We start from the raw sequence: 16330 nt of genomic DNA, 5'->3' as shown, positions 1-16330 counted from the left end.
GCGTACACGGCCGCCGTCATGCCGGCCGGGCCGGCACCCGCGATAATCACATCATAAATTCGTTCTTCCGTCATAAAACGACTCCTTTCCTTCTTCTGCAAATTTTTGAATACGGTTTTTAATTTCATCACGTACGCGCTGGAAAACCGCCCAGCGTTCTTCTTCTGTGCCCTCTGCTTTTGCCGGGTCATCAAAGCCCCAGTGCTCCCTCGTGACGTGCGGAGGGGTCATTGGACACTTGTCGTTAGCATCCCCGCAAAGCGTAACCACCATGTCCGCATTGTTTAAATACTCCGGATCGATCATGCTCGACTCCTGCGTGGAAATATCGATGTCGACTTCGTTCATGGCTTCGACCGCATTTGGATTAAGGCCGTGGGCTTCGATACCGGCACTACGGACCTCCCAGTCATTTCCCAGGAAATAACGGCCGAAGCCTTCAGCCATCTGGCTGCGGCAGGAATTACCTGTACATAAAAAATACAATTTCTTTTTACTCATTACTGCATCCTCATTTCACAAAATATTAATTCCAGTGGTGATGATCCTCAGTCGCAATTAATGCGCAGGCCGTCCCGTTCCAGCTGCTGCAGCTTTTCGTTTTGATCCGGTACATGCTGGAGTATGTCCTCCACTATTTCTGCAGAAGGGTGCTCCCGGTTAAACGAATAAAAAATCCAGTGGCCCTTCCGCTGCTCTTTAACAAGACCGGCGTCCCGGAGCTTTCGGAGGTGCTGGCTCACCGATGACTGCGACATATCCAGAAGCTCCACGAATTCACATACGCAGCATTCATGGGTTTGTACAAGGCTGACAATGGAAAGACGGGTGTTATCGCCCAAAAGCTTCAGCACAGAAGCAGTATCTTTAATTTCCGGTTTAATTTTTTCCATACGTTCACCTACTATCGTTTTATTATATAAGCATATGCTAATATAAAATTCGCCAAACGTCAATAAATAACGCTTAGCGAAGACCTTCTAATAATATTCTTTTACTAATTCTTCCATTGCCTGATTAGTACGGAACGCCGTTTCACCGGTGCTTGGACAAGTTCCTTTCCCAAGCAGTTCATCAATAATAGATTGAATATGGTGATGCTGAATATGCTTCGGATGCTCGATATAAAAAAACTCTTCGCCGGCTTCGTTCAGAAGGATAATCGGCTTGTCGTCAAACGTCGAGAACGTTATTTCCCCTTTTGTGCCAACAATGCGGTTATCGTCTTCTTTATTATAGGAAGAAAAATTCCATACACCTATCCCGACAGCTCCGCTTTCAAATTTCCATGTGCCGCTCACCGTGTCTTCAGCCGCATAGGAATCAGCCAGGTTTACGGCAGACCCTTTTACGTCACTCAAAGGTCCGAGCAGGTAATCAAAAAGATCCAGCGTATGAGAGCCCACATCATAGAATAGCCCTGCACCGCTTTTTTCAGGGATTACCCTCCATGGCCATTCTTCGTTTTCGTCTTTTTGAACGATGGGCTGGGTCTGCTGAATAGAAGCAAACCGCACCTCTCCAATGCTTCCGGCATCCAGCAGCTCTTTCACCTTTCGAAAACGCGGCAGAGATCTCCTATAGTAGGCAACAAACAACGGTACACCGTTATTTTCACAGGCTTTTATCATTTCTGCACATTCGTCTGTGCTGCCTGCCATTGGTTTTTCCACATATACTGGCTTCCCTGCGTCGGCAGCCATGATCGTATATTGCTTGTGCGAAGAAGGCGGCGTGGCAATATAAACGGCATCCACTTCAGCGTCATGGATAAGGTCCTCCGCTTTATCGTACCAGCTGGGCACCCCGTGACGTTCCGCATAATCCCTCGCCTTTTCTCCATTTCTTCTCATCACCGCCTGTAGGGAGCTGTTTTCGGCCAATTGAAAGGCAGGACCGCTTTTCACCTCTGTCACGTTACCGCACCCTATAATGCCCCATCGTATGTTTTTCATAGCATTTCCTCCCAAATGAAATTCATTTGTTTATTCAACATTCTTTTATACCTTTTCATTGTAAAAGCCATTGCCTATGAATAAAGGGAGCAGCCTTTGCTGTTCCCTTAAAATCAATATGTCTATTATAAACCAACCTGGCCGGTAGCATAGGTGGCATGCTCTGTGCTGAACCCTTCAAAGATCAATTGATCAATCAGGCCCTGTCTTGAAAAAGAACTGTACTCCAGATAATCCTCGGCCTGAAGCACCGCCTGCTCCTGCCAGTCCACTGAGACGTTTGCCACACCATGAGCCGCTTCCGATGAACTGAAACCATCATACTCCAATTGCTCATTCAATCCTGATTCGGAGAATGCGGTGTATTCCAGATAATCCTGAGCCTGGCTGACCGCCTGCTCCTCCCAGTCCACTGAGATATTTTCCACAGCATATGTGGCATCTTCTGTGCTAAAGCCCTCATATTCTAATTGCTCGATCAACCCTGATTTAGAAAAGGACGTATAGTCCAGGTAGCTCTGAGCCTGACTCAGTGCCTGCTCCTGGGAAACAGAACCGCTGGATTCTTCTTCAGCCTGACGCTCTTCCTCTTCCATGGCTTCCTGCTCAGCTTCCTCTTCAGCCTGGCGTTCTTCCTCTTCCTTGGCTTCCTGCTCCGCTTCCTCTTCAGCCTGGCGTTCTTCCTCTTCCTTGGCTTCCTGCTCCGCTTCCTCTTCAGCCTGACGCTCCTCTTCTTCCTTGGCTTCCCGCTCCGCTTCCTCTTCAGCCTGGCGCTCTTCTTCTTCCCTTGCTTCCCGCTCGGCTTCTTCAGCCTGGCGCTCTTCCTCTTCCTTGGCTTCCTGCTCAGCCTCTTCCTCAGCCTCACGCTCTTCCTTCGCTTTCTGTTTTTCTTTCTCTTCGTTATTCTTTTGCTTATCCGTAGCTGCTGTAGCATCTTCTGCTTCTAATTCTGTAGCATCTTCGGCCGTATTTTCCCCAGCTATTTCTGTAGAAGAATCAGTTGGAACTAGTATAACAAATAAAATTAAAGCATAAATAATAGAAGCTGTAATCATCTTCCACTTCACCCTGGAACGATATCCCGGAATCCGTTTATACCATTTTTTCTTTTCTTTATACCTCATTAAACTCCCCCCTTTTTTACATATATCGGCTAAATTTTACCATATTAAAGTAAAGCCAGAAATCTAATGGAAGAGAGCTTTTAGATGATTTTGACTTCATTGAAGAGAGGATTTGGAGAAGTTATTGAGAACTTTACGATTAACGGATTCCTTGAGTGTTCAGTTTGCTTTATTAGTGGTTAGATTGATTGCCTAACAGGTAATCGTCTTGGCGTTCACATGAACAAAAACCATAAAAAAGCTTCCCACAAGTTCAGTGAACTCATGAGAAGCTTAAAATAACTCTATTCAAATATTAGCATTCTGCCCATTTTCATTAAAACTGGGTTATAGCATGGGATTGAGCGGAGCCCGGACGAAAGCCGCGACGTCCTGTCGCAGCGTCCGGGTGACCAACGTCCTGTTGGCCTACATCATGCCGCCCATTCCGCCCATGCCACCCATGTCTGGCATGCCGCCGCCGGCACCGCCGCCATTTTCTTCTGGGATATCGGCGATAACTGCTTCGGTTGTCAGGAACATGGAGGATACGGACGATGCGTTTTGCAGCGCGGAGCGGGTAACTTTTGTAGGATCGACAATGCCTGCGTCAATCATGTTTACCCATTCGCCGGTCGCTGCGTTGTAGCCGTGTCCAACTGCTTCTGTTTTCAGGCGCTCAACGATAACGGAGCCTTCCAGGCCTGCGTTATGCGCAATCTGACGGAGTGGTTCTTCGAGGGCACGGAGAACAATTTTCACGCCGGTTGCTTCGTCGCCTGTTGTGTTGTTCATTTCTTCTTCTACTTTTTTGTAGACGTTCATCAGCGCGGTACCGCCGCCGGAGACAATGCCTTCTTCTACCGCTGCGCGTGTAGAGCTGAGGGCGTCTTCGATGCGGAGCTTGCGCTCTTTCATTTCCGTTTCAGAAGCTGCGCCGACTTTAACAACGGCTACGCCGCCGGCAAGCTTCGCGAGGCGCTCCTGAAGTTTTTCACGGTCGAATTCGGAAGTCGTTTCTTCCATCTGCGTACGAAGCTGTGTAACACGTGCGCTGATCGTCTGCGGATCGCCGCTTCCTTCTACGATCGTTGTGTTGTCTTTATCGATCGTGATTTTGTTGGCGTGACCGAGCTGATCGATCGTTGCAGTTTTCAGATCAAGACCTACATCTTCTGTAATGACCGTACCACCGGTAAGGGTAGCGATGTCTTCAAGCATTGCTTTACGACGGTCGCCAAAGCCTGGTGCTTTCACTGCTACTGCGTTGAATGTGCCGCGCAGCTTGTTAACAACGAGCGTTGCCAGCGCTTCGCCTTCCACATCTTCTGCGATGATGAGGATTGGACGGTTCTGCTGTACAACCTGCTCAAGCAGCGGAAGTACTTCCTGGATGTTTGTAAGCTTCTTGTCCGTAATCAAGATGTACGGGTTGTCGAGCTCTGCAGTCATGGATTCATTGTCGGAAACCATGTACGGGGAAGCATAGCCGCGGTCAAACTGCATACCTTCCACAACTTCAAGCTCTGTTTCAAGGCCGCGGGATTCTTCGACTGTGATAACGCCGTCGTTTCCTACGCGCTCCATCGCTTCTGCAATGATCTGGCCGATTTCTTCAGAGCCTGCGGAAATAGCACCGACCTGCGTGATAGATTCTTTGCCTTCAATTGGCTTGCTGACGTTACGGAGTTCCTCGACCGCTACCTTGGTCGCGTTCTCCATACCGCGGCGGATACCCATTGGGTTCGCACCGGACGTAACGTTTTTCAGGCCTTCCTGAATCATTGCCTGGGCGAGCACGGTTGCTGTAGTCGTACCGTCACCGGCAATGTCATTCGTTTTGCTGGCAACTTCGGATACAAGCTGCGCACCCATATTTTCAAAGTTATCTTCGAGTTCGATTTCTTTGGCGATGGTTACACCGTCATTGGTGATAAGCGGGGAACCGAACTTTTTCTCCAAAACAACGTTACGGCCTTTCGGTCCAAGCGTTACTTTTACAGCGTTTGCCAGTTCGTCCACACCGCGGAGCATCGCGCGGCGGCCATTTTCACTAAACTTAATATCTTTAGCCATGATGAAATCCTCCTAATGAAATATTGATTTCGAAATGAAGCTGATTACTGAACTACCGCGAGGATGTCGCTTTCGCGAACGATCAAATATTCTTTGCCGTCGTATTTTACTTCTGTGCCTGCAAACTTCGAATAAACGACGATATCGCCTTCGCTTACTTCCGGCGTTACGCGTTCACCGTTGTCTTTTAAAGCTCCGGAACCAACAGCCACCACGCGTCCTTCCTGTGGTTTCTCCTGGGCGGAGTCCGGCAGCACAATACCGCCAGCAGTTTTTTCTTCTGATTCCACTTGTTCGAGTACGAGTCGATCACCTAAAGGCTTTAACAAGGAAAACAACCTCCTTAGAATATTTTCATCGTCCGTTATATGTAACGGAAACGACAGTAACACCATTTTGTTAGCACTCATTAAACCCGAGTGCTAAACCCAATTATTATATTAATCAACCTGGGCTTTGTTTGCAAGAGGGAACCGAAAATTTTTTCTGTCTTTTCCCACTCCGGTGCTTGATGGCACCTGCATTCACATTCCCTGCTGCTCTCTTTGTTAACCTTCTATTTGAAAATTGTCATAAATTCGCAGTTGCTCTCTTTATTATTCCTGCAGAGACCTGTGATACAATAGGAGCGTTCTAACACAGATTTAACCGAAGATTAGGAGTGATTTCCTTCCATGGCCGCACGTTACTGGAGCATTGTTATCATTTACGTACTTATGCAGCTCTCGGGCATCGTTGCCGTTCCGGCTCTTTTAGCTATAGGCAGCTTTGATTCCGCCCAGCAGGCTTCATACTTCTGGATTTTTGCAAGCTTTATTACCGCTTTAATTGTCATTTTGATTTTGTTAATCCCGGAACGCGGCCAACAGCTCGCGTTTAATAAACCGAAGATGCCATGGCCCAACGCTACTGCCTGGATTTTCATCGGCTTTGCCCTTGCCTACGCCGGTCAGATTGTTGCCGGCTTGATTGAGCAGAACCTGCTCGGCATTGATTCAGCCTCCGAAAATACGGCGCAGATTATCGAGCTCGTTAACAGCATGCCAGCCTTTGTAATTATCGTGGCGGTGATCGGCCCGATTCTTGAAGAGCTTGTATTCCGTAAAGCTATATTTGGCTCCCTGTACAAGCGCACAAACTTTTTCGTTGCCGCCATCATCAGCTCTTTGATATTTGCTGCTGTGCATTTGGATTTTACGCACCTGCTCGTTTATACCATGATCGGCTTTGTGTTTGCTTATTTGTATGTTAAAACTGGACGGATCATTGTGCCGATTATCGTTCACTCTGTCATGAACGCGTTTGTGGTTGGCATTCAGGTACTGTTTCAGGATGAAATTGAGCGTATTATGCGTGAAGCCGAGGGTGCACTCATTCTGCTTGTTCAGGGGTTGATGTAATATGAAAGCTTCCACCGCTGCCCTTTTTTACTTTGTGCTGGGCGGAGTGCTGCTGATGTTTACGTATTTTTCCGTCAGCGAGTCCTCTTGGTCATTCTGGAGTATTCTGCTTGCCGCCTTTGCTGCTTATGACTTCGTTATGGGCTTCAACTATCTGCGCCTCATGGCAGAGCAGAACAAAAAGAAATAGCAAAAGGGACCAGCCAGTATTCGGCGGTCCCTTTTTAATAGATTAATATACGTCTTCCCCCGGCAGCCCTATTCGCTGTCCAGCGGATAATTTTTCAGAAAATACACGAGTGTCTGCAGCTCGATGGCAAGATCGATATGATGCACGCGTACAGATGCCGGCACGGATAAACGTGCCGGCGTGAAATTTAAAATACCGCTGATGCCTGCCTCCACCAGTTTTTCTCCAGTTGTCTGGGCGGCGGCGGATGGCACCGTGAGCATCGCTACGGACACGTTATGTTCTTCAAGCTTTTCTGCCAGATCGTCGGTGTGATACACCGGCACATTTCCAATCTGCTCGCCCACCATATCCTTATTAATATCAAATGCAGCCACAATCCGAGTATTTTCATTTTTGGAGAAATTATAGCGAAGCAGCGCTTTGCCGAGATTCCCGACACCAAGAAGCACGACGTCCGTTGCCTCGTCCTGGTCCAGGGTTTTCCGAAAAAACGACAGCAGATACTGGACGTTATAGCCGTAGCCTTTTTTGCCGAGGGCACCGAAATACGAAAAATCCCGGCGGATCGTTGCCGAGTCCACTTTCACCGCCTCGCTCAACTCCGTTGAAGAAACGCGGGTTTTGCCTGTTGCATACAGGCTTTCTAGAAATCGATAATATAGGGGTAGCCGCTTTGCGGTTGCCTGCGGAATTTTTTGCTGGTCTGTATTCATAGTTATTTCCACCTAAATGTATTGTCATCGTCTGTAGACAGTATAGCATGTGTCCCCGTGAAAACGTACCGAAACGCTTGTCATGCACGAGACTTATCCTGTTTCGCGTTTCACGGAAAAGTACGATACACTGATATTATCAGAGTTGTAATTAAAGGAGCTATATAAATATGATTTTACTTCAATGTTCGGCTGTCACCAAGTCTTTTGGGGCAGAAACCGTACTTGATCAAATAAAACTTGAAGTCAAGGAAGGCGAGCGGGTCGCCCTGGTCGGCAACAACGGGGCCGGCAAATCCACCCTTCTGAAAATTCTTGCTGGCGAATCCTCGTATGATTCCGGCTCCGTCACGATGCCAAAAGGCACGACATTCGGATACCTTGAGCAGCATACCGGATTGAACAGCGATAAAACCATGTGGGATGAAATGCTCGATGTTTTTACCCACCTTCAAAAAGCTGAAGCCGAGCTACGCCGCATGGAGGCGAGAATGGCTGAGCCCGACATTATTGATGACGCCAGAGCCTATGAAAAGCTAATGACCGATTACGATCAGCGCCAGCAGGAATTCGAAGCTCGCGGCGGCTACCGCTATGAATCCGACATCCGCACGGTGCTTGCCGGCCTTGGCTTTGGCAGCTTCTCTCTCGACACACCGGTGCAGTCACTGAGCGGTGGCCAGAAGACCCGACTTGCCCTTGGCAAACTGCTGCTGTCCCGGCCCGATCTCCTGATTCTTGACGAGCCGACCAACCATTTGGATATGGATACCCTCCGCTGGCTCGAACAGTATTTAAGCAGCTATCCGGGTGCTGTCCTGATCGTCTCCCACGACCGGTATTTTCTGGACCAGATCGTGACGAAGGTGTATGAAATCATTCATAAAAAAGCCCGCTTATTTTACGGCAACTACAGTGCCTTTCAGGAAAAACGGGCGGAACTGTTTGAACAGGAAATGCAGGCCTATGAAAAGCAGCAGAAGGAAATTGCCGAGCTTGAAGACTTTGTGCAGAAAAATATTGTGCGCGCCTCTACGACAAAACGGGCCCAGAGCCGGCGGAAAAAGCTCGAAAAAATGGATAAGCTCGACAAACCGCAGCGGGACGGCAAATCTGCCTCCCTGCGCTTCGACATTGACCGGCAGAGCGGCAACGATGTACTAAAAGCAGAAGACCTTACCTTCCGCTTTGGTGACAAGGCGCCCGTCTTCGAGCATTTAAATGTCCGGGCCCAGCGTGGCGAGAGCATCGCGCTGATCGGACCGAACGGGACGGGCAAAAGTACCTTTTTAAAAACGATCAAGGGAGAGCTTGAGCCGAATGCAGGCCATATTCAGCTCGGAAGTAAAGTAGACCTTGGCTATTACGACCAGCAGCAGGCCGAACTGAATTCAGGCAAAACCGTGCTGCAGGAGCTGTGGGACGAATATCCGCTTGAAAACGAAAAAGACATCCGCACGGTGCTTGGCCAGTTTTTATTTACCGGTGAGGACGTGCTGAAGCAGGTATCTGACTTAAGCGGCGGGGAAAAAGCGCGCCTTTCGCTTGCTAAGATGATGATGCAGAAGTCGAATTTTCTGCTGCTCGACGAGCCGACCAACCATCTCGATCTTGACAGCAAGGAAGTTCTTGAAGACGCCCTGATTGATTATCCGGGCACCATTTTGTTTGTTTCCCACGACCGGTATTTTCTGAACCGGATTGCAACCCGTATCCTTGAAATGGGAAATGGCGATGTCCGCAACTACATCGGGGATTATGACTATTATCTGTTCAAAAAGGAAGAAGAACGGGAAAAAGCGGCGCTCCAGGCTGAGCGTGAAGGGCCAAAGCCTGAAGACACCGGGGCAGCAAAATCTTCATTTGCAGACGACAAAGCAGCCAAGCGTGAGGCCCGCAAGCGGCAGCGCCGCATTGAACAGATTGAACAGGATATTGAAGCCAAGGAACAGCTCGTCGAGGAGCAGGAAGCTGCTCTCTTCGAACCTGACGTATATGAAGACCATGAAAAGGCAGCTGGTTATCAGTCGTCGATTAACGAATTAAGAAGCGAGCTCGACCAGCTGATGGAAGAATGGGAAGAGCTGCAGCTTGAAGAATCCAGTTCCTAGATCATTCCCTTTACACAGCAAAGCCCGTGACCTCTTCTACTGAGGCCACGGGCTTTTTGTTACATATGGAGCGGCAGGCCGGGCACGCCGTTTAAATCCATGCTGGAAAAGTTTCCCTTTTTCCAGTTGATATAGGCGGCAGCACCGATCATAGCCGCATTATCAGTACATAAATGCAGCGGCGGAATCTGCAGCTTAACGCCGCTTTCTTCGAACTTCTCTTTCATTGCTGCCCGCAGGCCGCTATTGGCTGCCACACCGCCTACAACCATTACCTGCTTCGCCTCACAGGCCGCTGCCGCCCGGGCTGTTTTTTCCGTCAGCACGGTAATAACGCTCTGCTGGAAGCTCGCCGCGACGTCTTCCGGTGCCCATTCTTCTCCGCGCTGGCGAGCGTTGTGGAGCGTATTCATGACAGCTGATTTCAAGCCGCTGAAGCTGAAATCATAGGACCCCTCCTCCAGCCAAGCCACAGGAAGCGGTACAGATGGATCGCCCGTCTTAGCCAGCTTATCGAGCTCCGGCCCTCCAGGATACGGCAGGCCGAGCGTGCGTGCAACTTTGTCATATGCTTCCCCAACTGCATCATCTCTCGTCTGGCCCAGCAGTTCGTACTGTCCTTCTTCCCTGATCAGCACAAGCTCCGTGTGACCGCCGGAAACAACGAGCGCAAGCGCAGGATATTCCCACTCTGCCTCCAGCCGGGTCGCCTGGATATGGCCGGCTATATGGTGGACGCCGATCAGCGGCAGTCCCTTTGCGTACGCTGTCGCCTTCGCAGCATTTACCCCCACAAGAAGCGCTCCCACAAGTCCGGGCCCTTCTGTAACCGCCACGGCGGATAAATCAGAAAATGTACTATCAGCTTCCTCGAGCGCCTGTTCCATTACCTGAGTGATGGATTCCGCGTGATGTCTCGAAGCGACCTCCGGCACAACTCCGCCAAAGCGTTTATGGCTTTTCATCTGGGAGAGAACGACATTGGACAGAATCTCCGTGCCGTTTCTGATCACCGCAGCGGCTGTTTCGTCACAGCTCGTTTCCACAGCCAGAATATCTATTGGTTCATGCTCGTTCATTCATATTCACCCACATTACTATCGCATTTTCATTATTATCCACATAATAGTTTTTTCGAACGCCGCCAGGCACAAACCCAAATTTATCGTACAGGTTCCGGGCGATTTCATTGGTTTCACGCACCTCGAGCGTCATCGTCCGGGCACCGTACGTGTAGGCCAGTTCCATCAAATTGGCCAGCAGCTCCTGCCCAATTTTCCGGCCGCGGTAGCGTGAGTGTACCGCAATGTTTGTCACATGAGCTTCGTCGATGACAATCCATACCCCGCAGTAGCCGACAATTCTGCCATCAACTTCTGCCACCAGATAATGGGCAAACTGGTTGTTATACATCTCGTTTTCAAACGCCCGCCGGCTCCACGGCATCGAAAAAGCGTTATGCTCTACCTCCATTACGTTATCGATATCGTCGGTGCTCATCAAACGGATCAGTATTTCTGCTTTCATTCGGCTCTCCCACTTTGGGCCTTCTGCCAGTTTTTTTCCGCTTCGGCAAGCTGGGCGTATTCCGGGACTACCGCATGAGCTTCCCTTGGCTCCCCGATAGTTCGCGCGACACGGATGATTTCTGCAGGCCGTGGGGTCTGCTCCGCCCAATCCGCAAATACTGCCCGGCTGCCGAGTTGTTCCTGGATCAACGGCCGCCGGGTATCTGTATCTTCTCCGACAAACAAAACGTTTTCCTGCCGTTGGTCGAGCATCCCGAGCCATTCCGAAAGCAGAATGATTTGATCATCGGCCTGGCGTTCCACGATATTTTTTGTCGTTTCTCCGGAAAACACCGCGGTATATACCTGATTTCTGCGCGCATCTATCAGTGGAGAAACGAGGCCAGGAAATCCAAGACCGTTTTGGGCAAACATCTGCAGGGTCGACACAGGATAAAGAGGGATATTTAAAGCCCAGGCCATCGATTTAGCCGTCGTTACTCCTATGCGCACTCCGGTGTATGATCCCGGACCGGTAGTCACCGCTATTGCCTCCAAATCACCCGGAGCTGTCCCGCTCTCTTTCATCAGTGATTCCACAGCCGGCATCAGACGGATGGAATGGTTTTTTCTAATATTGGTGGTGTACTCCCCGAGGATTTTTTGTTCATCTGCAAGGGCAATGCCCAACACATGCGTTGAGGTGTCAATTGCGAGCATTTTCATCGTTCTGCAACTCCTTCATCTTTTCCTTCCACCGCTCGCCCACGGCCTTCAAGGTCAATTGCCTGCTCGTCTCCCCGGTATATTGTATCTCTACCTCCAGGCGGTCCTCCGGCCATTGTTCCAGGCGGATCGGCCATTCTAAAAGCGAAACTCCGCCTGCCTCAAAGTATTCCTCAATCCCGATTTCCTCTGCTTCTTCCTCTGAAAGACGGTAAAGATCAATATGAAACAATGGCAGCCTTCCTTCGTATTCTTTAACGATTGTAAAGCTTGGGCTGTTTACCATCGCGGTAACACCAAGGCCTCTGGCAAAGCCTTTGGCAAAATGTGTTTTTCCTGCTCCGAGGCTGCCAAGCAGCCATATTTTCTCATCTGCTTCCGCCTGCCGGCCTAAAAGCTCTCCCCACGCTGCTGTTTCCCCGGGGGAAGAAGTGTCGATGACCCACTCTGTCATATCGTTTCTTCCTTTCTGCTGCTTATGATGAACGAAAATGATTGTAGCCGGATTTTTGCAGCTTCGTACGGGAGCCGTTTTCCTGCAGGATGACCTGTCCGTTTCCTTCTGAAACCTTTCCAATGGCATATAATGGCATCCCGGCGTTCCAGAATTGTTCTCTCAGCTTTTCCCACTCTGATGAAGCTACTGTTCCGACCAGCTCAAAATCCTCTCCACCGTAAAACATATGCTTTTTCATTGTCTGGACTTCCAGAGGCTTCATGGCTGCATGCACGGGAAGTCCGGAAAAGTCCAGTTCTATCGAAACACTGCTCGCTTCCGCAATTTCAAAGCATTCGCTCGCAAGGCCATCACTGATATCATTTAAAGCGATGCGGCCACCGTATTCCACCAACAGACGCCCTGCTTCCACCTGAGGTACCGGACGCTGATGATAGGCAATCAACGATTTTTCCCGTTCGGAATACGCAGCGTCCTTTGTCCGATCAAGCAGTAATTCCAGCCCGGCAGCCGACATGCCGACCGGTCCTGTTAAAAATACGATGTCCCCGGGTTCCGCAGCGCTCCGCAGCAGCTGCTGTCTTTCTTCCACTGCTCCGATTACCGTAATACTCACCATTAAGTCGCGCCGGGAGGATACCGTGTCTCCGCCAATCATATCCATCTGATAGCGCGCTCCCAGTTCATTCATTCCCCGGTACAGTTCGTTTAATTCCTCTTCGGACCAACCGGGCGTTACCGCAATCGATATCACGTAAAAATGCGGCACGCCTCCCATCGCAGCGACATCGCTAATGTTTGCAGCCAGTGCTTTAAAACCAATATCAAACGGATTCATCGTATCCTTCCGAAAATGGACGTCTTCAATCATCGTATCCACACAGACAATTTCATTCATTTGCGCCATCGGCCGATAGACCGCGGCATCATCACCTATTCCTACTTCAAGGCGCTCCTGAAAGGTCTGCGTTGGTTTTCGTTCGTTAATCCAGTCAAATTCGTCGTATGGCATAAACTGCTCCTCAATGATCTCTCATAATAGTCTCCTGCCAGTTTATCGTATTCTTGCAATCGCGTACAGTAAACGAGCAGGCTGTACCCCGTTTATCGAAAAACTACCCTCAGTGCATAAGCACAAAGGGTAGCTTGGTTTCCCGCTTCGTCGACTAAATTTTTTCATAAAAAAAAGCCTTGCCGGCTTTAATCGATTAGTATAATTGGTTGCGGGAGGAGGATTTGAACCTCCGACCTCCGGGTTATGAGCCCGACGAGCTACCAGACTGCTCTATCCCGCGATGTGGTATAGCGCGGCGACGATCTACTTTCACGGGGGGAGAGCCCCCGGCTATCATCAACGCTGAAGAGCTTAACTTCCGTGTTCGGCATGGGAACGGGTGGGGCCTCTTCGCTGTTGTCACCGCACTATGTATACTGTCTCTCAACAAGATAATTATTATCTTACCATGTGGGTTATATGAACGCAAGGGGTTTTTTATATTTTATCGCCATTTTTTATCATTTACAGCAAAGTACACGTCTTCAATCGACCGGTGCTGCTGTTTAAAAGCCTCGTGGGCTTCTTTCAGCGACACCCGTTCAAACTTTATAGAAGCCTTTGGCTGCAATTGGGCAGCTTTTGGTAAATCAGCACTAATAACGTTTAACACCCGGGCATAGCCACCCGTCGTCTGTCGGTCAGCCATTAGAACCATCGGCCGGCCGTTCGAAGCCAGCTGCACAGTTCCAAAAGCTACTCCATCCGATATTATGCCGCCATCTTTCTGAATAAAAACTTCCGTTCCCTCAAGTCGGATCCCCATTCGGTCAGCTTCCTGGGTCACGACGTAGGATTCCTGAAGCAAAATCTGTTCAGCCTCCGCTGTCAATTGATTAAATTCCGGCCCTTCCACTACCCGGAGTGTCTGCTGTTTGTCATAAACTGGCACAAGTGCAGAAGACAACCGCCGTTCGAAAGGAGTCGGAGCAGGGCGCCCCTCTGCTTGGTACAGCTTGTCTCCGCTTTCAAGCTCACGGCCCTCCACACCTCCTATGCCGGCTTTTGTATATGTCGCCCGGCTCCCTAAAACCACCGGCACATCTATACCTCCTGCAATACAAATATAGGCACGGGCGCCTTGGGCCGGACCATTAAAGGACAATTCATCTCCTTCGTAAACCTTTCTTGTCGCCCACATCGGGATGGCTTTGTTGTTTATTTCCGGTTGTAAATTTCCGCCTGTAACAGCAATGACCGCTTCTTCATGAAACGCCAGGGTCGGCCCCATCAAGGTCAATTCCAATCCGGCTGCAGTCAGGTAGTTCCCACACAAGGCATTTCCTATTTGAAAGGCGTACATATCCATCGCTCCAGATACCGGGACGCCAAGATACTGATAGCCGCTCCGCCCCGTGTCCTGAACGGTCGTAAATAGTCCAGCTTTTCGCACTGTACAGAAAGGTGTCCGCCTCATATACGATCCCCCGCTGCCTGCACCCTGGTACCATGGTGCTCAAGCTGCTTTTTCAGATGCTGAATAAAAAGCACCGCCTGTTCGTTATCACCATGTACGCATACCGTATCTGCCTCCATAGCCACAACTGTACCATCCACCGCCCTCACGGTTCCCTTTTGGAGCACCTCGAGCACCTGGTCTGCAGCTTTTTCAGGTTGGTCAATGAACGCCTTCTCCTCTGTTCTTGGTGTCAATGTTCCTTCAGCCGTATACGTGCGGTCTGCAAATATTTCTTTTACTACCTGTAAGCCTTCTCTTTCCCCCTGCGCATGCAATTCTGTATGGACGGGGGCGAACAATAGGAGGTCTTTATTAAAATCTTTCACCGCCCGCACCACTCCTTTAGCAACATCACTATCGCGAAGGGCGGCATTATATAAAGCCCCGTGGGGCTTCACGTGCTGCATCTTTACTCCTTCTGCCACGCAGAAGGCATGGAGAGCCCCTATCTGGTAGAGACAAAGTTGATAAATTTCTTCTTCCTTCATTGCTATATGTCTACGGCCAAACCCTTCTTTATCCAAAAACCCAGGATGCGCTCCAACCGCCGTGCCGTACTGTTTAGCAAGAGCAACAGTGTGCGCCATCACTGCTGCATCTCCTGCGTGGCCCCCACAGGCAATATTGGCTGAAGACACTAAAGGAAGCACCTCCTGATCCATCCCAAGTGTATAAACGCCGTAGCTTTCGCCTAAGTCACAATTTAAATCAATAGTCATGTGTCTGCCCCTCCTCTATACGGATGCTATATTCACCGCGACTGACACTCTCTTCAATTTCAATATATTCGTTATGAGACACAGGTTCAAAGCGGAGCAAATGACCCGGAGCCAGAAGCGCAGGTTCTTCACTATTAACATTGAATAAAGGCACCGGAGTCTTTCCAATAATGTTCCATCCTCCCGGGCTGTCAATCGAATATATCCCTGTCTGGGCATTGGCAATGCCCACAGATCCTGCTTCCACCTTTCCTCTCGGTGTTTCAAGACGAGGGATATGGAGTCGTTCATTCAGTCCGCCGAGGTACGGAAACCCCGGGGTAAAACCCAGCATATAAATAAAATAGTCAGCATCGCTGTGCAGCTCCACTACTTTTTCTACAGAAAGTTCCTTCTCTGCAGCAAGTCGTTCAAGGTCCTGGCCGAGCGATACGTCATAACAAACTGGCAGATAATATGTTCGTATAGTTTTTTCCAATTCATCATTCATATGCAAAAAAATAGTATCAATTGTCTCACAAAGACGTTCATATTTTATTTTCAAAGGATCATAATACACGGTTAAGGCACAGTAGCTGGGAAGGCACTCGATAATCCCAGTCGGCTGCTCTTGTTTTAAAGCATTATAAAGCCGGTGGACCCTGCGGTTTACGGAGGGAGAAATTACGTTTTCCAATTGCACACTTAAGGCATGATCACCGATAGGAACAATATTCATATTATCTTTCTCCCTCCTAATAATTAGTATGTTTATTGTAGCATAGAGAAAAAGGAAAAAAATATAAAAAAACCGCTCCCCTCCGAAAAGGGAAACGGTTTAGCTCGCCCGGCAGCGATCTACTTTCACGGGGGGAGA

18 protein-coding genes, 1 tRNA gene and 1 rRNA gene are annotated in these 16330 nt (G+C 49.3%); 3 read left to right on the top strand and 17 right to left on the bottom strand.

The window, feature by feature from the left end; genetic code table 11:
• Positions 1 to 51 precede the first annotated feature (51 nt).
• From arsC to groES, 6 genes are all read right to left on the bottom strand, one after another.
• On the bottom strand, positions 52 to 501 hold the full coding sequence (gene arsC / locus ACTTK6_RS15285) for an arsenate reductase (thioredoxin) (RefSeq protein ID WP_079474154.1): 450 nt from the start codon (positions 499 to 501) through the stop codon (positions 52 to 54).
• Positions 502 to 548: 47 nt separating this feature from the next.
• Complete coding sequence (locus tag ACTTK6_RS15280) at positions 549 to 893, bottom strand: ArsR/SmtB family transcription factor (RefSeq protein WP_462833869.1); 345 nt, start codon at positions 891 to 893, stop codon at positions 549 to 551.
• An 87-nt stretch (positions 894 to 980) separates the two neighbouring features.
• Positions 981 to 1955, bottom strand: coding sequence for a Gfo/Idh/MocA family protein (locus ACTTK6_RS15275; protein ID WP_462833868.1), 975 nt, complete (start codon positions 1953 to 1955; stop codon positions 981 to 983).
• Between the two features lie 125 nt (positions 1956 to 2080).
• Entirely contained in the window at positions 2081 to 3079 is a 999-nt protein-coding gene (locus tag ACTTK6_RS15270) for an Ltp family lipoprotein (protein WP_462833867.1), read from the bottom strand.
• A 408-nt stretch (positions 3080 to 3487) separates the two neighbouring features.
• Positions 3488 to 5134, bottom strand: coding sequence for a chaperonin GroEL (gene groL, locus ACTTK6_RS15265; protein WP_079474151.1), 1647 nt, complete (start codon positions 5132 to 5134; stop codon positions 3488 to 3490).
• Between the two features lie 44 nt (positions 5135 to 5178).
• Complete coding sequence (gene groES, locus ACTTK6_RS15260; protein ID WP_022794320.1) at positions 5179 to 5463, bottom strand: co-chaperone GroES; 285 nt, start codon at positions 5461 to 5463, stop codon at positions 5179 to 5181.
• A 345-nt stretch (positions 5464 to 5808) separates the two neighbouring features.
• Here groES and ACTTK6_RS15255 point away from each other — a divergent pair, with 345 nt between their 5' ends.
• Positions 5809 to 6534 (top strand): lysostaphin resistance A-like protein, encoded by a 726-nt coding sequence (locus tag ACTTK6_RS15255; RefSeq protein WP_462833866.1) that lies wholly within the window; start codon positions 5809 to 5811, stop codon positions 6532 to 6534.
• 1 nt (position 6535) lies between these two features.
• On the top strand, positions 6536 to 6724 hold the full coding sequence (locus ACTTK6_RS15250; protein ID WP_079474149.1) for a DUF4305 domain-containing protein: 189 nt from the start codon (positions 6536 to 6538) through the stop codon (positions 6722 to 6724).
• Positions 6725 to 6792: 68 nt separating this feature from the next.
• Here the strand turns inward: ACTTK6_RS15250 and ACTTK6_RS15245 are convergent, their stop codons facing one another.
• A complete protein-coding gene (locus tag ACTTK6_RS15245) occupies positions 6793 to 7440 on the bottom strand; it encodes a redox-sensing transcriptional repressor Rex (protein ID WP_079474148.1) in 648 nt (215 codons plus the stop codon).
• A 170-nt stretch (positions 7441 to 7610) separates the two neighbouring features.
• Here ACTTK6_RS15245 and ACTTK6_RS15240 point away from each other — a divergent pair, with 170 nt between their 5' ends.
• On the top strand, positions 7611 to 9551 hold the full coding sequence (locus ACTTK6_RS15240) for an ABC-F family ATP-binding cassette domain-containing protein (RefSeq protein WP_462833865.1): 1941 nt from the start codon (positions 7611 to 7613) through the stop codon (positions 9549 to 9551).
• A gap of 59 nt (positions 9552 to 9610) precedes the next feature.
• Here the strand turns inward: ACTTK6_RS15240 and tsaD are convergent, their stop codons facing one another.
• The 10 genes from tsaD to pxpB form a co-directional block, all read right to left on the bottom strand.
• Positions 9611 to 10630 (bottom strand): tRNA (adenosine(37)-N6)-threonylcarbamoyltransferase complex transferase subunit TsaD, encoded by a 1020-nt coding sequence (gene tsaD / locus ACTTK6_RS15235; protein WP_079474146.1) that lies wholly within the window; start codon positions 10628 to 10630, stop codon positions 9611 to 9613.
• Positions 10617 to 11078 (bottom strand): ribosomal protein S18-alanine N-acetyltransferase, encoded by a 462-nt coding sequence (rimI, locus tag ACTTK6_RS15230; RefSeq protein WP_462833864.1) that lies wholly within the window; start codon positions 11076 to 11078, stop codon positions 10617 to 10619. Before rimI ends, tsaD begins: the two co-directional genes overlap by 14 nt.
• Entirely contained in the window at positions 11075 to 11785 is a 711-nt protein-coding gene (gene tsaB, locus ACTTK6_RS15225; RefSeq protein ID WP_462833863.1) for a tRNA (adenosine(37)-N6)-threonylcarbamoyltransferase complex dimerization subunit type 1 TsaB, read from the bottom strand. The genes rimI and tsaB overlap by 4 nt, the downstream gene beginning before the upstream one ends.
• Positions 11766 to 12239 (bottom strand): tRNA (adenosine(37)-N6)-threonylcarbamoyltransferase complex ATPase subunit type 1 TsaE, encoded by a 474-nt coding sequence (tsaE, locus tag ACTTK6_RS15220; RefSeq protein WP_079474143.1) that lies wholly within the window; start codon positions 12237 to 12239, stop codon positions 11766 to 11768. The genes tsaB and tsaE overlap by 20 nt, the downstream gene beginning before the upstream one ends.
• 22 nt (positions 12240 to 12261) lie before the next feature.
• Positions 12262 to 13254 carry a thiamine-phosphate kinase gene (gene thiL, locus ACTTK6_RS15215; protein ID WP_079474142.1) on the bottom strand — a complete coding sequence of 331 codons (993 nt, stop codon included), beginning with the start codon at positions 13252 to 13254 and terminating at the stop codon, positions 12262 to 12264.
• Positions 13255 to 13460: 206 nt separating this feature from the next.
• Positions 13461 to 13537, bottom strand: a tRNA-Met gene (locus ACTTK6_RS15210).
• A gap of 10 nt (positions 13538 to 13547) precedes the next feature.
• A 5S ribosomal RNA gene (gene rrf / locus ACTTK6_RS15205) occupies positions 13548 to 13664 on the bottom strand.
• A 77-nt stretch (positions 13665 to 13741) separates the two neighbouring features.
• A complete protein-coding gene (locus ACTTK6_RS15200; RefSeq protein ID WP_079474141.1) occupies positions 13742 to 14713 on the bottom strand; it encodes a 5-oxoprolinase subunit C family protein in 972 nt (323 codons plus the stop codon).
• Entirely contained in the window at positions 14710 to 15474 is a 765-nt protein-coding gene (locus ACTTK6_RS15195; protein ID WP_462833862.1) for a 5-oxoprolinase subunit PxpA, read from the bottom strand. The genes ACTTK6_RS15200 and ACTTK6_RS15195 overlap by 4 nt, the downstream gene beginning before the upstream one ends.
• Positions 15464 to 16192, bottom strand: a complete 729-nt coding sequence (gene pxpB, locus ACTTK6_RS15190; RefSeq protein ID WP_462833861.1) for a 5-oxoprolinase subunit PxpB — start codon at positions 16190 to 16192, stop codon at positions 15464 to 15466. Before pxpB ends, ACTTK6_RS15195 begins: the two co-directional genes overlap by 11 nt.
• Between the last annotated feature and the right edge of the window lie 138 nt (positions 16193 to 16330).

It is taken from the genome of Marinococcus salis, assembly GCF_054971365.1.
The sequence above is the reverse complement of the archived record's forward strand: the minus strand, read 5'-3'. Positions and strand labels throughout refer to the sequence as shown.

Bases quoted from the DNA above. Each gene is read 5' to 3' on its own strand.
- ACTTK6_RS15195 (WP_462833862.1), bottom strand. From the start codon at position 15,474: ATGACTATTGATTTAAATTGTGACTTAGGCGAAAGCTACGGCGTTTAT.
- tsaB (WP_462833863.1), bottom strand. From the start codon at position 11,785: ATGAAAATGCTCGCAATTGACACCTCAACGCATGTGTTGGGCATTGCC.
- ACTTK6_RS15275 (WP_462833868.1), bottom strand. From the start codon at position 1,955: ATGAAAAACATACGATGGGGCATTATAGGGTGCGGTAACGTGACAGAG.
- ACTTK6_RS15280 (WP_462833869.1), bottom strand. From the start codon at position 893: ATGGAAAAAATTAAACCGGAAATTAAAGATACTGCTTCTGTGCTGAAG.
- rimI (WP_462833864.1), bottom strand. From the start codon at position 11,078: ATGAAAGCAGAAATACTGATCCGTTTGATGAGCACCGACGATATCGAT.
- ACTTK6_RS15250 (WP_079474149.1), top strand. From the start codon at position 6,536: ATGAAAGCTTCCACCGCTGCCCTTTTTTACTTTGTGCTGGGCGGAGTG.
- ACTTK6_RS15240 (WP_462833865.1), top strand. From the start codon at position 7,611: ATGATTTTACTTCAATGTTCGGCTGTCACCAAGTCTTTTGGGGCAGAA.
- tsaE (WP_079474143.1), bottom strand. From the start codon at position 12,239: ATGACAGAGTGGGTCATCGACACTTCTTCCCCCGGGGAAACAGCAGCG.
- ACTTK6_RS15200 (WP_079474141.1), bottom strand. From the start codon at position 14,713: ATGAGGCGGACACCTTTCTGTACAGTGCGAAAAGCTGGACTATTTACG.
- arsC (WP_079474154.1), bottom strand. From the start codon at position 501: ATGAGTAAAAAGAAATTGTATTTTTTATGTACAGGTAATTCCTGCCGC.
- ACTTK6_RS15255 (WP_462833866.1), top strand. From the start codon at position 5,809: ATGGCCGCACGTTACTGGAGCATTGTTATCATTTACGTACTTATGCAG.
- tsaD (WP_079474146.1), bottom strand. From the start codon at position 10,630: ATGAACGAGCATGAACCAATAGATATTCTGGCTGTGGAAACGAGCTGT.
- pxpB (WP_462833861.1), bottom strand. From the start codon at position 16,192: ATGAATATTGTTCCTATCGGTGATCATGCCTTAAGTGTGCAATTGGAA.
- ACTTK6_RS15270 (WP_462833867.1), bottom strand. From the start codon at position 3,079: ATGAGGTATAAAGAAAAGAAAAAATGGTATAAACGGATTCCGGGATAT.
- thiL (WP_079474142.1), bottom strand. From the start codon at position 13,254: ATGCCATACGACGAATTTGACTGGATTAACGAACGAAAACCAACGCAG.
- groL (WP_079474151.1), bottom strand. From the start codon at position 5,134: ATGGCTAAAGATATTAAGTTTAGTGAAAATGGCCGCCGCGCGATGCTC.
- ACTTK6_RS15245 (WP_079474148.1), bottom strand. From the start codon at position 7,440: ATGAATACAGACCAGCAAAAAATTCCGCAGGCAACCGCAAAGCGGCTA.